12 protein-coding genes and 1 pseudogene are annotated in these 16,405 nt (G+C 42.0%); 6 read left to right on the top strand and 7 right to left on the bottom strand.

Annotation, left to right across the window (positions count from 1 at the left end):
- From ACCM36_RS03870 to ACCM36_RS03840, 7 genes and pseudogenes are all read right to left on the bottom strand, one after another.
- On the bottom strand, window positions 1–212 hold a 212-nt coding region (locus ACCM36_RS03870), incomplete at its 3' end, for a B12-binding domain-containing protein (protein WP_370572420.1).
- A gap of 268 nt (window positions 213–480) precedes the next feature.
- Entirely contained in the window at window positions 481–630 is a 150-nt protein-coding gene (locus ACCM36_RS03865; protein WP_370572419.1) for a hypothetical protein, read from the bottom strand.
- A 12-nt stretch (window positions 631–642) separates the two neighbouring features.
- Window positions 643–939 (bottom strand): hypothetical protein, encoded by a 297-nt coding sequence (locus tag ACCM36_RS03860; protein WP_370572418.1) that lies wholly within the window; start codon window positions 937–939, stop codon window positions 643–645.
- A 1-nt stretch (window position 940) separates the two neighbouring features.
- Window positions 941–1,987 (bottom strand): hypothetical protein, encoded by a 1,047-nt coding sequence (locus tag ACCM36_RS03855; protein WP_370572416.1) that lies wholly within the window; start codon window positions 1,985–1,987, stop codon window positions 941–943.
- A 222-nt stretch (window positions 1,988–2,209) separates the two neighbouring features.
- Window positions 2,210–2,857 (bottom strand): methyltransferase cognate corrinoid protein, encoded by a 648-nt coding sequence (locus ACCM36_RS03850; protein WP_370572415.1) that lies wholly within the window; start codon window positions 2,855–2,857, stop codon window positions 2,210–2,212.
- 31 nt (window positions 2,858–2,888) lie between these two features.
- Window positions 2,889–4,379, bottom strand: a pseudogene (gene mttB, locus ACCM36_RS03845) ([trimethylamine--corrinoid protein] Co-methyltransferase).
- A 530-nt stretch (window positions 4,380–4,909) separates the two neighbouring features.
- Window positions 4,910–7,348, bottom strand: coding sequence for a PAS domain S-box protein (locus tag ACCM36_RS03840; protein ID WP_370572414.1), 2,439 nt, complete (start codon window positions 7,346–7,348; stop codon window positions 4,910–4,912).
- A 541-nt stretch (window positions 7,349–7,889) separates the two neighbouring features.
- Here ACCM36_RS03840 and ACCM36_RS03835 point away from each other — a divergent pair.
- The 6 genes from ACCM36_RS03835 to pylC all read left to right on the top strand — a co-directional run.
- The gene (locus ACCM36_RS03835; protein ID WP_370572413.1) at window positions 7,890–8,693 is read left to right on the top strand and encodes a DUF1638 domain-containing protein; all 804 of its coding nucleotides are present in this window, start codon (window positions 7,890–7,892) and stop codon (window positions 8,691–8,693) included.
- Window positions 8,693–10,615 (top strand): hydantoinase/oxoprolinase family protein, encoded by a 1,923-nt coding sequence (locus tag ACCM36_RS03830; RefSeq protein WP_370572411.1) that lies wholly within the window; start codon window positions 8,693–8,695, stop codon window positions 10,613–10,615. The genes ACCM36_RS03835 and ACCM36_RS03830 overlap by 1 nt, the downstream gene beginning before the upstream one ends.
- A gap of 71 nt (window positions 10,616–10,686) precedes the next feature.
- A complete protein-coding gene (locus ACCM36_RS03825) occupies window positions 10,687–12,618 on the top strand; it encodes a hydantoinase/oxoprolinase family protein (protein ID WP_370572410.1) in 1,932 nt (643 codons plus the stop codon).
- 416 nt (window positions 12,619–13,034) lie between these two features.
- Entirely contained in the window at window positions 13,035–14,330 is a 1,296-nt protein-coding gene (pylS, locus tag ACCM36_RS03820; RefSeq protein ID WP_370572409.1) for a pyrrolysine--tRNA(Pyl) ligase, read from the top strand.
- 10 nt (window positions 14,331–14,340) lie between these two features.
- On the top strand, window positions 14,341–15,399 hold the full coding sequence (pylB, locus tag ACCM36_RS03815) for a methylornithine synthase PylB (RefSeq protein ID WP_370572408.1): 1,059 nt from the start codon (window positions 14,341–14,343) through the stop codon (window positions 15,397–15,399).
- Window positions 15,396–16,405, top strand: a 1,010-nt coding sequence (pylC, locus tag ACCM36_RS03810; RefSeq protein ID WP_370572407.1) for a 3-methylornithine--L-lysine ligase PylC, incomplete at its 3' end; no start/stop codon positions are given. The genes pylB and pylC, both read left to right, overlap by 4 nt.

Raw genomic sequence — 16,405 nt, 5'->3', positions numbered from 1 at the left:
GCACCTGCTGCCATCATAACATGAGGTAAGAACAGCTTGCCTCTCTCGAACATCACTCCAACTTCGTTCATACCTGCTGCAAGACCTTTCTCAATGATCTCAGCAGGTGCGATTCCCTGGCTTTTTGCCTTGTTCACAGCAGCGATCACTACATCCTTTTTACAGGAGATGATCGCATCTGAGAGTTCCTTGAACATCTCTTCTTTGCTCATTTTTATACCTCTTACTGAATGTTTATTCCCTCTTTTGTTCTTATAATAGGAGAGAGGGAGCCTCCTTGCATAATCTATATATACTGCAATTAATAGCAGTACATAAACTTTAACACAGACTCGTAGTACACTATTACTTATATTTTTGCTATGGAATTCCATATAGATTTGGACTACCATAAATAAAAAATGAAAGCCATCACAGGTCTAATATCACGTTAATGATGATAGACCCGTAGCCTTCATGTACGACAAATCTGATTTTATTTTAGAATTTTGATACGAACGTCCTAGCTTGCCATAAAGCTACAAGAGCTACTATCAAGATCACTACCATCCACAGAATTTCTGCAGAAGGAAGATATGAGTTTACCCAGTATCCGTTGTATGCTTCCATTGCGGCTGCGGTTTGTACCATTTTCACTCCTCCTCAAACATATACAAGACATACATTAGATGCCCTGACCTTTCCGAAGTCTGTGATTACGTACTTATGCAGAAGGAAACCCTTCTTATAGATCCCTTCATCATCTACCTTGCTTTCGATACCTTTTAGCATACCTCCTGAAGCCAGCTCGATGATATCAAAGTTTATTGAATCTCTTTGGAAGCCACCCATGTGGTTGTATTCCTTCTGTATTTTCTGTACGATCTCATAATTCCAGTGGGGTTGATCATCACTGAATAATTCCAATATTCTGAACTTGATCGGACGGTTCCCGGCCATTTCAGTCACCTCTGAGAGATTCGAGACTACTGGTATCTTCAGAGAACATAGTGAAACTGCCTGCAAGACAGAATGCACCTCCTAACAACAGAGTCCATGAAGGAATATCCCCGAAGAATAGGATTATAAAGAGCACAGCGAAAAGTCCGTAGAGGTTTCCTATACCCTGTCCTCTTCCAACTCCTATGAGTGGGAACGATTTGTACCAGGTAACATAGCAAAAACCGAATGTTATGCCCGCAAATATAAGTACCATCATTGTGAGTGGTTCAAATGCAAGCAGAGCGTATTTTACCATTGGGAATCCGGCAATAGCCAAGAGTGGTACCGCAATTATCCACCAGATGATATTTTCTCCCAGGAAACGTAAGGTAAGTCCAACATCCGGTTCTGCAATATCCAGACCTTTTCCGGCTATAGCACCTTCAATACCCCAGCCGACTGCTGCCATCAAGCCGCCAATATATCCTATCCAGGGAACGTTACCGCTACCTAGTTCCGAAAGCAATCCTCCACCAAAGATTACGAAACCACCAACGATGATAAAGAAGATTCCAGTTGCTGCCCGCTTACTGATCTTTTCACCGTACCACTGAGATGCGAGTATGGAACCCACTACAGGATACATCAAAGCTGCAACAGCTGCAAAAGCGCCACCTACGAAGCCCATTGCAATGAACGAACCTAGAATAGCTATAGGTCCACCAAATATAGAGGCCAAAAAGAACCATTTTGAACAGGGTTTGAATTCCTTTAAAGTCCTTTTCATCTCACCGAACTTACCAAGGACACCATTCCATACCATAAGTGCAAGTATAACAGTCAGAGCATTGAAAGCCGTGATCAATACTGCAGTTACAATCAGAGCCATTGAATCGCCGCTTCCAGCTGCGATTTCACCATACATTTCATCGAAAGGATTGAGCACCCATACAACTGTACCGGGAAGATACCACAGGCCCCAGAGTACAGCACAGAAAAGAGCCCACATGTATCCATATCTCACTCGTCTTTGATGTTCGAGTTTTCTTAAAGCTTGCAAATCCAATTCAAGTACCTCCTTTTTTACTGGCAGGATATTTACCCGCTGAACTTGCCTGAAAACAGGCATAACAACCTTTAGAATGGCCCCTGGCCATGTGACCAAAGGAATAACTTAAATATGCTTCCCCTTTAAACACCAAGATATCCTTCAATCACCCATTAATTGAAGGAGTTGGGGTGTATTGGAGAGGACACCCCATTTGGATTTAGACCCCGATTTTCAGGGTTAGAACAAAGCTTTAAGCTTCGTTACTGCATCTGCTGCATTTTCAGCGTATATGTTTGCACCGATTTTATCAGCCCAAGCCTGTGTCACGGGTGCGCCACCGACCATTGTCTTGATCCCAGAACGTAGTCCTGACTCTTTGAGCTGCTCCTCGACCTGGATCTGGTTGACCATAGTGGTAGTCATCAGGGCTGAAGTTGCCACAACGTCTGGCTTTAACTCAGAGGCTTTACTGACAATCTCTTTGATAGCGACATCTCTGCCGAGGTCTATGACCTTAAAGCCTGCTATTTTGAGCATTGTAGCTACAATGTCCTTGCCTATGGAGTGGATGTCACCCTCGATAGTGCATATCAGGACCTTACCCCTGCTTTCTGCCTCTCCTCCCATTTTTTCCAGTGCAGGTGTCAGCACTTTAACGCCAACACTCATTGCTTCGGAAGCTGCAATTACGTGTGGCAGGAACAATGTACCTGCTTCAAACTGGTCACCTACTTCTGTCATCGCGGCAGTGAACCCATCTTGGATGAGCTCTGCAGGATTGACCCCTGCCTTAAGGGCCTCATTAGCTACTTCCTCGGCTGCTTCTTCATCAAAGTCAAGGATTGCTGCCTTTGCTTTTGCAATAATTTCTGCTTTTGTTGCCATTGATAATCCTCCATTTAAATTTTTTATGAAATCACAAGCCTTCCCTGAATGCCTTGTCTGCCCTATCTACGATGGCCTTCATGTCCTTGAGAAGATCTGCATCTATTGGTGCAACTTCGTGGTTCTTCATGACATCGACTACCTTTTCATGGGCCACTGTTGCCAGGTCTTTTGAACCTGCTGCCTTCCAATCTCCATACATCAGCCTGTTGATCAGCATTGGGTTGGACGGGAGATCGATGTTCTTCCTTGTGGTCTTGTGTGCAAGGAAGTTATTTCCAATCCCTACCTGCTGGATAGCTTCCACCGCAAGCGTCTCCTCAGATACTGGAATTCCTTGCATGGCCTTCTTTGTCATGGAAATCATATCATTGTCAAAGACAAGCTGTTCCATAGAGAAGGTCATACCAAGCTCAAGCATACCTGCACCATACAAGGTGTTTGCACCGGCCAAGGCTGGCAACAACGTTGTCATGGTCTTCTCGTGACCTGCCTGACCGTCTGGTATCTTGGAATCAGACTACGAACCGGCTACGTATGTGGGTAGACCGTACTTCTGTCCCAGTTTTGCTACTGCAGCACTGATAAGCCCGAGTTCAGGGGAGCCTACTGGTGCTGTGCCCTTTTTAAGGTCGAATGTAGTTGTAGAACTGCCGTACCAGACTGATGCACCTGGCTGAGTGAGTTGAGCCAATACAATGCCTGAAAGTACCTCTGCGTTGTGAGTGACCAGTGTACCCGCGAGGTGGACCGGAGATGAACCACCGGACATTGCCATGCTCAGTACGTTAACAGGAATACCGAAACGTGCACCCTTCATGATGACCTGACATGCATTGACACTAAGTTCCAATGGGCTGGTTGGACAGAGCAACATTGAGAATATAGGCTTCTTGCGTGCTTCTTCCTCGTCTCCACCGTAGTATGCCTTCACAATATCTCTGTAGTATTCTACGTGTTCACCGACAGGGTCGATGTGGTGGAAGTGCTTTGAGGTGTTCATGAGTGGGGTCAAAGTTTCGTGAACATCCTGCATACCCTTGCCTGCCCAATCCCTGGCAGAAACTGCAAGTGAGTAATAATCTATGTTCTCTGCCCAGTCCACAAGCTTTGCAGTTGCTGCAACATCGGCCTCAGTGGAGTCTACTGTCTCGTACTGTCCAGGTGCCTTGTAATTGCACATCTTGACACCAGTACCGAAACATGTCCAGTGGACCTTACCTTTGTGTTCCTGTACTACTTTTTTCTTAGGGTCACGGCCATATAGAGTGAACCTGGATGGACAGTCCAGAAGTGCCCTGTTAACAACATATTCAGGAATCTTGACGATCTTGGTTTTCTCATCTACCTGACAGCCAGCTTGTTTGAAAACATTCCTCGCTTCAGCGTCTGATACCTGAACACCGGGGTTCATCAAAACATCCATTGTGGCGTAGTGAAGTGCTCTGAGATCTTCTTCAGAGAACAGTTCCAACTTCACACCGTCCAGAATATCCCTGCCTGGATAATAGTGGTTTACCATATTCTTTCCTCCTTACTTTAGTCACGCATGCCAACTTTGAATATTGTATTTGACTACAGGTTTCTGGCTTGCATTGATTATTACTTAAGCCTTACTTTATCTTATATATATATTCTTCGATTGGCAATACTATTTATAGTTTTTGGCTGCATACCCGAAAAACATATTATTTAAAGATACCGGAGTAAAAAAGCAATAAAGGCTACATTAAAAAAGATAGATAAGACAGTTATTATCCTTTTAGGTAATTATTATGTAAGTCAAACAATTTGCTGGAATTGAACGGCTATAAATAAGTTTTGCCTTTTAATTATGTTAATAGTTGTAGAAAAGATGAGAAGAGAGTCAATTCAAAAGAAATAGTGTCTACAGATGTTGTTTATTCTACCCACACAGAGGAGACTTGTTAAAAGCCCTGTAATCCATAAATAATTATAGATGTTGCTGTGAAAGCAGTTCGCGCGAGAAGCACTCATATATAGATAATTGTATTTTCGTTGACAACATCCGAAATTTGACAGAACCCTAATTCATGGCTCATTCGTTGATAATCTGGCTACACCTATCAAGGCCTCTCGTCCACTCCACTTCCCAATAAAAAACTTGGTATCTGCGGACAAGAAATTACGATCTTTACTCATAAGAGGCACATAGCATCTTGAAGAACTACCTGAAATCAAACCCTCGATATCAATACTCTCAAGCACCTCTTCTTCCTTACCCGGAGGGAAAAGCTCTAAAAAATCCATCTTAGATAAATCTTTTTTGGAGTACTTTAAGTATTTCTGCAAAGCATGATTCGTATGGACAATCAAGCCACCCATATCCATGATGAATATCAAATCGTCCATAGTCTCGAAAAGATCTTGAAGCCCATTCTGTTCTTTCCTAACCAGAGTGCCTTCTCTGAAACGGGTGATGATCATACCTAATTGGTTTGCAATGGTATCAATAACATTTCTGGAATTTGCAGGTATCTCCAGTTCTTTGTGAGAACCAAGTATCATTGCAGCAATAAGTTTCTCGGTGTAGTGCACTGGAATGAAACCCATTGCCTGCAAACCTTCATAATCAAGATCTTCCTTGATCATGGCACTAATCTCCGAAAAATATTTGTATACAGGATAGCCGGTAGTAAAAAGCCTTGCCTGAATAGTGTTGGGGCCAAAATGGCTCATACTATCCGCAAACTTTTCAGACAGACCACGGTAAGCCATGAGTTCAAAATCACCTTTTGAACCATCCACTAAATATATAGCTCCACAGTCTACAGCTTTGATCTGGAGAGCAAAGTCAAGTATTTTTTCAAACATATCCTGCATATTGTCGCCCGAAGACAGGACATTATCAAAATCTGATTCCACTTGAACAAAATTAGTTGCCTGCTTGCGTTCAGTGATATCAACTATAATACCTTGGAGAAAATCGATTTCTCCATGCTTGTCATGGTGGATAAGCGTTCTTTCGTCGACCCATCTGACTTCACCCGACTTGGTAAGAATCCTGTACTCTTGGCTGAAATCAGAATATCCTTCTTTATAGCATCTAGCAACCTCTGTACGCACTTTCTCAAGGTCTGCCGGATGAATAATATCCCCATATATCATTTTGCCTGATAGGAAATCCTCTACCGAATAGCCAAAACGTTCGATGTTCTTTGAAACAAATTCTACTGGCCAATCTTCTTCAGGGCTCCACATAAAGACAACTGCAGGACTGTCGTTTATCACAGATTCCAGAACCTTAAGTATCCTACGGGTCTCCATGAGTTCCTCGTCGGCAAGCTTGCGCTGTATGAGCTTCCACATTCCATCAAAAAGCAGAGTTAATTGCCTGACATCTGAACTATCATATTCCTCAAACTTATTAGCTACGGCAGCAACAGCGATTACCTGATCTCCATCCATCACTGGTATGTTAATATAGCGACCAATCTTGATATCTATATCAGATTTGATTCCCTTGATAAGACCAGGACCTGAGAAATGATTGTTTACTATAGGTTCCCTTTCCCTTATTGCTTCCCCCCACATACCTGCAGAATTTACAGGAGATGTCCATGTCTTTTTCTCATGATTTGTTTTTTGTATGGGCCATGCATACATTTCAAGATTATTTTCATTCTCTTTCAGCAGACCAAGGTAACCTATTTGGCTATGGGTTAGTTTCACAGCCTTTTCTATAGCAAATTCAGCAATCTCTGAAACAGAGGAATTTCCCCTCTGATGCAGTTCAAGAAGTGCCTCCAGACGTGCTTCATTTAGGTGTATTCTTTCTTCAGTTCCTTGAAGCTCACTTATATCCTGGATAAGCCCAAGCCCTCCTATCAAGTAACCATCTTCGGACATTATAGGAGAAAATTCTGCTTTTATAACAGATTTCTTTCCCGTGGGAGAAATATATTCGCCTTCGAAATGACCGGACTCACCCAAAAAAACAAGATCTATAGCAGCTTTCAAAGGTCCTTCTTCTACATATTTAAGTATATTAAGACCCGAGATCTTACTTTTTGGCTCAGCTATGATTTTTGAACAGACGCTATTACAGTTAATAATTGTGCTGTTCTCATCGAAACAAAGAATACCCAGGGGAGCGCGTTCAAAGATGATACGGTATTTACTTTCCACATCTTTCAAAGTATGTTCTGCTTTCTCTTTTTCAGTATTGTCAATGATTATACCCTGGTAACGGGAAATATTTCCATCATTGTCCCTCTTTATTAGAGATCTTTCAGTTACATATCTTACTTCACCATATTTGGTAAGTATCCTGTAGACGAGAGTAAAGTAAGAAGTATTGCCCTTCTTTAAGAGTTTTTTGACTTCTGAGTTAATCTTTCCATAATCCTCAGGATGAACAATATCAGCATAATCAAGCTTTCCAGACATTAATTCTTCAGAGGTGTATCCGAATTGACTGATATTCTCCGAAACCCATTCAACAGGCCACCTTTCATCAACCTTCCACATAAAAGAGATTACTGGACTCACTTTGTATAGTGCTTCGAGTTTTTTTAGAGTGTCAGTGTCCTTCGGGAGATAATACTCAGCACGCTTCTTTGAATATTCATCAGAAACTGTTGTACTTTTGGAAATTCTAACTACCTCCGAGGATTGGAAATTCTCTACTTTATGAAAATGTGAATAGTTCCTGCTATCAACCTAAGAAACTAAAAACTACATATATAAAGATATCCATTTACGGAAAAATTAGATATATAAAATCATTTTTGTCTTAACTCAGGAATGGATAGTTCAAGCACAAATGAAAAACAAAGCATTAGCAATTTTCCTCGCTTTACAAACTATATGTTCTCTTGAGCGGGTAATCAAAAAATATAAATATTAAACTTGTCCCTTTGTTGCAAGGGGCATGAAAAATCATGTACTAGCGTTTTATTAGATTAGTCCCATGAGAAAAATATATATACTATATGTTGGGTATGATTTTTATTAGCGAAAAACCAACAGAATTAGTTAACCCGCCAGATAATGTCTATGGAGACTCTCGATGACTTTTATGTGTATGATTGCCTGCAGGATCTTTGAGGATGAAATTGTGCATCTTATTAGAAACGATGCCCAAATTAGTGGAGTGTTCATTTTAGATAGCCCTGATGCTGTAGGCATTCTCAGTAAATTATCTGAGAATAAAATCCATTATACAGTCTGTTCACCGGATGAAGTAAAAAATATCGTGCATTATGAACAGGATGAAGACTATTATATTCTTCTGAATATTCTTGGTTTTTCCTTGGATGCATCTCCTCAGTTATTGAAAGAAAACGTGTACGAACAAGTTGGCCTCATGTCAGAATATGCTGATTCGATCCTTATATTATATGGGTTGTGCGGGAATGTTCTGGGTAATATAAACAGGGACTTTGCACACCTTTCTTGCCCGGTACACATCCTGAGAGAAGAAGACGGTGAGATCATTGATGACTGTATAGGCGCTTCTCTTGGTGGAAGAAAGCCATATCTTGCAGTCCTGAAAGGAGCTGGTGGTGAAGGTATGTATTTCCTGACACCGATGGGAGCAGCTTTCTGGAAAGAAATGGCAGTGATAGCTCGCCTTACAAATAATCCTGATAATACAGCAATGACCAAGATAGTTTTCGACTATGCAGGCTACACAAAAGTGGGTAAGATCAACACAGGACTTGATTATGAGAAGAGCTTTGGTACAAAGGTAGAAGAGTTTGCAAAATCTTTTGATTTCCGAATAGTCGATATTGAAGGCACGGTCAGGATTTCAGAACAGTCCTATCAAAGAGCAAAGGATTCAATAAGAAAAAAAGAGGGTAGACTGTAATGAGATATAGCCTGGGAATAGATGCCGGAGGGACATATACTGATGCGGTTCTTCTTAACAGTGATGATGGTAAGGTCTTACAGGCAAACAAAGCATTGACAACATACCCTGACCTGATCCTTGGAATACGTGATTCTTTGGATGGCCTTGATCAAAAGTTCCTTTCTAATGTAAGGTTAGTCTCCGTTTCAACAACCCTTGCAACAAACACAATTCTTGAAAATACGGGTTATCCGGTAGGTCTTATACTGGTTGGAAAAGCGGGTATACCCGTCGATCAGAAAATAAAGTGTAGTATACAAGTAAGAGGAGGACACAACAGTGCCGGTAACGAAGTTGAACCTCTGGACATCCTGGCTGTAGAGCACTTTATTCTGGAAGTAAAGAACAAGGTTTCAGCTTTTGCCGTATCTTCATATTTCAGTGTCCGTAATCCTGAGCATGAGTTACGGGTAAAGGAAAGTGTTGTGAGACTTACATGCCTGCCAGTTGTATGTGGACATGAACTGGCTCAAGACCTAGGAGTCTATGATAGAGGTGTGACGGCCTATCTGAATGCACAGTTGATACCTATCACTAGCCAATTTATGCAGGCTGTGACTTCAGAAATCAAAAAGAGGAACATTCAAGCAAAACTAATGATGCTCAAATGCGACGGATCTATGGTGAGTATCGAGGAAGCACTTAAAAAACCCATCGAATCTATTTTTTCAGGTCCTGCAGCTAGTTTACTGGGTGCTTCTCATCTTTCAGGTTTTGAAAGCTGTGTGGTAGTTGATGTAGGTGGAACAAGCACTGACGTTTCTATGATACATGAAGGTCTTCCCGAAATCTCGAATTTAGGAGCAGTGGTGGGCAAGTGGCAGACAAAGGTCAAGGCCCTCAAGATGGAAACTTCAGCTATCGGAGGAGATAGCCACGTATGGATACTTAATCATGAGATACATGTTGGGCCGCGCAGGGTCATACCGTTATGCCTTGCAGCGATGAAGTATCCAGAGATTAAGGAAAAACTGAAGATGGACCAAAATATCCTACGAAATCAGATCGGAGAAAATATACAGCCGACAAAGTTCTTCATGAAAAGTGGTAAAATACCAGATGAACTGAACTCCGAGGAAAAGGACTTGTTTGAGCGTCTCAGTGACAGGCCCTATACAGTAAGTGACATCTACTGGAACGAGAATCGGATGCCAAGTCCTATGACCATGAACACGCTGATCCAGAAAAGGCTGGTAAAAACTATAGGCTTTACACCTACTGATGCCCTCCATGTTATGGGAGAATATGAACAGTGGGATGTGGAGGCAGCACATATAGGCGCTGAAGTGTTATCCAGGTTTACAGGCATAGAAAAGTTAGAACTATGTTCCAAGGTAAAGGAACAAGTGGCAAGCAATATAGCCCTGAATCTGGCTGCTTTTTTGCTGGATGGTGTGGATAAGGAAGAAATTAGAAAGATAATAAATGGAAAATTCTTTGCAGGTATCAAGGTTAAAATGCCGGTGGTATTGCTGGGAGGACCAGTAGTAGCCTACAAGGCCGATCTTGGTAAATATTTTGAATCTATTATCGTTGTTCCGGAATATGCTGACGTTGGAAATGCAGTAGGAGCACTGGTTGGTAAAGGTATCAAAAGACTGGAGGTGCTCATAAAAGCCTCCCTTACCGAATCAAAATACAACCTGAAACCTGAATCTTATATTGTTTTTTACCCGGGTGGAAGAACAGAGTTCTCATCATACACAGAAGCTTTGCAACATGCAGAGAAGATCGGATCTGAACTTGTAATGGATTATATGTCATCGTCTGGTCTGGACGGTAGTGCAGTCAAGATAAACATAAGCCGCAAGGACATAAGTGTGGAAGAAGGTACCACACCTCTGGAAACAAGGCTGGAGTTCCTTGGTGTAGGGGAGTAAAAGGCAAGTAAGAAATTTAATGTGCATTTGAATATATCAACGTTTATTTAAAAGTGTTAAAGAGGGAAAAAATGCAATATAGTCTTGGTATTGATGCTGGTGGTACTTACACTGATGCGGTTATCATAAGGAACTCTGACAGGAAAGTTGTGGCTTCACACAAAGCTCTTACTACTTATCCTGAACTGCTCACTGGTATAGAAAACGCTATTGATGGCCTGGATCCTAAATACCTGACAGATATAAAGCTTGTCTCAGTTTCCACGACTCTTGCAACTAATACAATACTTGAGAAAACGGGCTATCCAGTGGGTCTAATCCTTGTGGGTAATTATCTAGTGCCCGAAGAAACATCTGTAGAAGAATATATCATGGTCAGAGGGGGACATACTGCTACCGGAGCTGAAGCAGCTGTTCTTGATATGGAAACTGTAAAAGAGTTTGTAAACAGGGTAAAGGAAAACGTATCTGCCTTTGCAGTTTCTTCATACTTCAGTGTGCGTAACCCGGAACATGAACTGCAGATAAAGGACTATATTGTAAAAGCTACAGGAATGCCTGTAGTGTGCGGGCATGAATTGTCCCAGGACTTGGGAGCCTATGACAGAGGTGTGACAGCCTATCTTAACGCTCAGCTAATACCCATAGCCACCCAGTTCATCAATGCGATCATCTCTGACATCGAGAGAAGAGGCATCAACGCAAAGCTCATGATGCTGAAATGTGATGGTTCGTTAATAAACATCAAAGAAGCCATCCAGCGACCTATAGAGTCTATTTTTACAGGACCTGCAGCAAGCCTTGTAGGAGCTTCTTTCCTGTCCGATAGAGATACATGCGCAGTGGTAGATGTGGGCGGTACGAGCACTGATGTTTCCCTGTTGTATAAAGGGCTACCCGAACTTTGCGAGGAAGGTGCTAAAGTTGGTGGCTGGAATACGAAAGTAAAAGCTATCCGGATGGAAACTTCTGCTATGGGAGGAGATAGTCATGTATGGATAAAGAACAGGAAGATAAATATCGGACCACGTAGAGTGATACCTTTGTGTGTGGCTGCTGTACAGTATCCTGGTTTTAAGGAAACATTGAAGATGGGACGCACCCCTGCACGAGTGGAGCTGGGAGAAAATGTGCAACCGACAAAGTTCTTTGTACGTACAGGAAAAGAACCCATAAGGATAAGCCCCTATGAGCAGGAGATACTCAATACGATAGGCAGAGAACCAGTATGCATAAGCGATATTTATTGGAAATTTGGTCGTCCTGTTTCAGTAGAGCATCTTGACTACCTTATACAGAAAAGGCTTGTGCAAGCCATTGGGTTCACACCCACCGATGCTCTGCATGTATTGGGTGAATATAATGAGTGGGACAAAGAAGCCTCACTTATAGGTGCAACTATTATGTCAAGACTTGTGCAAATGAGCGAGGAGGAACTTGCTGAGCACATAAAGAAAGAAGTTGCATACAACATGGCCTTGAACCTTATGTCCTATATGCTCAAAGGAGTTGACGGAAAAGAGATCGAAAAAATACTAAGGGGGGAGTTCTTCTCTAAATTCAGGCTCTCCGTACCTGTTGTACTGCTTGGGGGACCTGTGAAGGCATACGTGGAACAGATGCAGAATATCATTGATGCAGAGATAATACTGCCACCTTTTGCCGAAGTGGGTAACGCTGTAGGCGCATTAGTAGGTCAGGGTGTCAAGCGAATAGAAGTTCTTATTAAAGCCGTTTACAGGAACAAACAAAGAGTTTTCCTTGTTTTTACACCTGGAGGATTTGAGGAATTTACCACTCATGGAGAAGCTCTTAAATATGCTGAGAACATGGGCGAGAGCCTGATCATGGACTATATGAGAGAAGCAGACATGGACTGGAACGATGTAAAAATAGACATGTCCAGAGAAGATATAACGCTGCATGAAGGAAGCCCTATCCCCATAGAAACTAAACTTGTGTTTATGGGAGTGGGAAGCCTAAGGATTAATAATAGATCGTAATCTACTTCTCTTATTTTTGATAGAATTCTCATAAGCGCAAAATATAAATAATAGTTTGATTCATTACTTTTACCAAATGGAAACCGGATCAGGTTGATCAAATGGACTCTAAATCCGTTCAGCCGGGTTAAATTCCCGGGGTTTCCGCCATTTTAATTTCTTTAGTTGCTGATTTTTCCCTTTTGCAGTTCTACGTTGTTAGCATTATTCACCTGTACTTTCTCACAGCAAATTATAAATATTGCTTTCTCCTAGCGATAAATATATATGGTAGTTTGAAAGACTGGAAAGTGAATCCCTATCCAAAAAGAAGGTGAAGTAAAATGACATTGAAGAATGAGAACAACTGGACATTGCAGTATATGGGCTTATAGAAGGTCCTTGAAAGGTCGTAGCGTACAATAGGAGCTGAAAGCGTGAAAAAAAAGTTACTGGAATCCTTACTTAATGATACCGATATGTGGGTATCGAGAACCGGATTGCTGCATAACATACGGGATTTGAATATATCTCAACGTTTTGTTCATATAGTTACTGATTGTGGAGAGACTTTTGACATAAGGAACTCGAGGTCTAGCCGCTCAGCAAGGTCTCTGAGGCTTAGGAAGTTCAAAAAACCCTGTAAACACTGTCGTATTTCTGACATGAAGATAAATGAATTTTTGCAAAAGACATCCAGGGAAAGTAGAACAAAGCATGTAAGAGTCACAGAAATTCCAACTTCTGTAAATATGTCTACTCCTGTTCAAGTTGAGAGACCGGTGGTCTCTGTTCCATCTATCTCCAGAGTTCAGCCTGAAAAATCTCCTTTAATACAGGCTCAGAAAGACACTGAAAAGAAAGATCAAGGGAAAAATATAAATATTTCAAAAAAACCCAGTGCATCCAACACAAAAACAAAAGAGGTAGGTTTCACCCAGAGCCAGAAGGACAGGATAGTCTCGCTCCTCGGGCCGGACGAGATGATATCCTTCTCAAAGGAGAAGCGTTCATTCCAGGAACTTGAAGTCACACTGATAAACAAAAGAAAAGATGATCTGCGTAAAGTGTATGAGGATAGCAGGGAAAACCTTCTCGGAAAATTGGAGCGCCAGATCACTGAATTCTTCGTGGAAAGGGGTTTCATGGAGATCAAATCACCTATTCTGATACCCTTTGAGTATATGGAAAGAATGGGAGTAGGTGAAGATACAAAACTTTCCCAGCAGATATTCCGTGTGGATGAAAGCATGTGCCTTCGTCCCATGCTTGCACCTGGCCTTTACAATTACCTATACAAGTTTGATAACGTTCTTCCTGATCCTATACGCATATTCGAGATAGGACCCTGTTACAGGAAGGAATCTGACGGTAAAAGTCACCTTGAAGAGTTCACAATGCTCAACTTCTGTCAGATGGGCTCAAAATGTACCCGAGAAAACCTGATACTTCTAATTCAGGATTTTCTTGACTTCCTGAACATAGAACATGAGATCGTCTCTGACAACTGCATGGTATACGGAGAAACTATAGATGTACTCCACAAAGATATGGAACTTTCTTCTGCAGTTGTAGGTCCCATCCCTCAGGACATAGATTGGGGTATAAACAAACCCTGGATGGGAGCCGGATTTGGACTGGAAAGGCTGCTTAAGGTCATGCACAGTTTCAAGACCATTAAAAGGGCAGCTCGTTGTGAAAATTACTACAATGGCATAAGTACGAACCTATGAGGTGATCTTAATGTTTAATAGTATGGACAAAAATGACCTTGATACATATGCACAAAAGATCATAGATGGTATGCAGCTCTCTGATGATGACCTTCGGGAAGTGCTTTTGATCAATGATAGTATGGAACTTGAAAAGCTTCATTATGTTGCAAGGAAAGTGAGAGACAACTACTTTGGAAACAAAGTGTTTTTGTACAGTTTTGTCTACTTTTCCACACACTGTAAGAACAGATGTGCATTCTGCTACTACAACTCAATGAACAAGATTAACAGGTACAGACTAGAACTTGAAGATATCCGCAATATATGCAGGCAGCTTAAAGGAGAGCAGATCCACATGGTGGACCTCACTATGGGAGAAGATCCTTATTTCCATGAAGAACCCTCCAGATTCACCGAGGTCATAGATATTGTTAAGGAGGAACTTGGTCTACCAATCATGGTTTCACCAGGTGTGATGGATGATAAGACACTGGAAATGCTTCGTGGACATGGAGCTAACTTCCTTGCCCTGTACCAGGAGACTTACGATAAAGAACTCTATAAGAAACTGAGAGTTGGACAATCCTTCTCAGACCGCATCCATGCCCGTGAATTCGCTCAGAAGATAGGTTACTGTGTTGAGGACGGATTGCTCACAGGTGTGGGTAATGATATCGAATCCACCATAATTTCTCTGAAGGGTATGGCAAAAGACAATCCTCAGATGGTCCGGGTGATGACCTTCATTCCTCAGGAAGGGACACCCCTGGAGAAAACAGTACAGGAATCCAACTTGTCAGAACTCAAGATAATATCAGTGTTAAGGCTGATGTTCCCTGACAAGCTGATACCGGCATCTTTGGACGTGGAGGGCATTGAAGGCATGGTATACCGCCTTAATGCAGGTGCTAATGTGGTTACATCCATAATCCCCTCTGACTCTTCCCTTGAAGGAGTGGCAAATTATGATCGCAAACATGAAGAAAGAAAGAGAGACCCTAAGAGTGTGATCGGAAAGCTTAGGAGTATGGGTATGGAGCCAGCTGCACAGTCAGATTTCAACAAGATATTGGGAGTGGTGGCATGAAACAAATATGTTTGATCGGAGGTAAGCTGCAAGGCTTCGAGGCAGCATACCATGCCAGGAAAGCAGGTATGGGAGTGGTATTGGTAGACAGGAATGAAAATGCATTTATAAAAGATCTAGTGGATAAATTCCACTGTTTTGACATCATGGAAGAGCCTGAGAGACTCATAGAGATCTCAGCAACTGTAGATGCCATGATTCCTGTCAACGAAAACTTCGATACCATCGATTACCTTGAGACTATAAAGGGCAAACTTCAATGCCCGTTGCTCTTTGATTTTGATGCATACAGGATAAGCAGAGATAAGAATACATCTAAGGAATATTTCAGATCCATAGGTATCCCAACTCCTGCTGATAAACCCACCCATCCCCCGTATTTCATAAAACCCTCCTGCATGAGCAGCAGCATAGGCACAGCCATAATCTATGACGACGAAGGCCTGAAAGGTCTTAATCCCACCATGCTGATAGAGGAATATGTGGAAGGAGACGTGTTATCTCTTGAAGTTGTAGGAGATGGAGAACATTTTGCAGTGGTGAAGGAAACAAAGGTTCATATCGATGATACCTACGACTGTCATATGGTGACACCCATAGGACACAATCCCGAATTAAGGAGAATTAGCTATGAACTTGCCCGCAATCTTAACCTCAAAGGTATCATGGACGTAGAGGCAATAGACAGCCCCCGGGGACTGAAAGTGCTGGAAATAGATGCGAGGTTCCCCAGTCAGACACCTACAGCTGTTTATCATTCATCAGGAGTGAATCTTCTGGAATTGCTGATGCAGGCTTTTACGGAAGGTGTGCAGGAGATGGCAGAGGCACCACAGGGTAATTACTGTATATACGAACACCTTATCCTGAAAGATGGCAAACTTTTGCCTATAGGAGAGCACATCCTCTCCATGGGAAAGAACTACAGGCTAATCCATGAGTCGGAAGGTATGGAGATATTCCAGCGTGATGGAGAACATAAAGCATTTACAGTTATAACCTGGGG

This window comes from Methanomethylovorans sp. (genome assembly GCF_041305605.1).
In the GTDB taxonomy this organism is placed as follows: domain Archaea; phylum Halobacteriota; class Methanosarcinia; order Methanosarcinales; family Methanosarcinaceae; genus Methanomethylovorans.
This window is presented reverse-complemented; position numbering and strand designations above follow the sequence as displayed.

Excerpts from the sequence above, each read along its gene's own strand:
- ACCM36_RS03865 (WP_370572419.1), bottom strand. The coding sequence starts at position 630 with ATGGTACAAACCGCAGCCGCAATGGAAGCATACAACGGATACTGGGTA.
- ACCM36_RS03860 (WP_370572418.1), bottom strand. The coding sequence starts at position 939 with ATGGCCGGGAACCGTCCGATCAAGTTCAGAATATTGGAATTATTCAGT.
- ACCM36_RS03850 (WP_370572415.1), bottom strand. The coding sequence starts at position 2,857 with ATGGCAACAAAAGCAGAAATTATTGCAAAAGCAAAGGCAGCAATCCTT.
- ACCM36_RS03840 (WP_370572414.1), bottom strand. The coding sequence starts at position 7,348 with ATGTGGAAGGTTGATGAAAGGTGGCCTGTTGAATGGGTTTCGGAGAAT.
- ACCM36_RS03835 (WP_370572413.1), top strand. The coding sequence starts at position 7,890 with ATGACTTTTATGTGTATGATTGCCTGCAGGATCTTTGAGGATGAAATT.
- ACCM36_RS03830 (WP_370572411.1), top strand. The coding sequence starts at position 8,693 with ATGAGATATAGCCTGGGAATAGATGCCGGAGGGACATATACTGATGCG.
- ACCM36_RS03825 (WP_370572410.1), top strand. The coding sequence starts at position 10,687 with ATGCAATATAGTCTTGGTATTGATGCTGGTGGTACTTACACTGATGCG.
- pylB (WP_370572408.1), top strand. The coding sequence starts at position 14,341 with ATGTTTAATAGTATGGACAAAAATGACCTTGATACATATGCACAAAAG.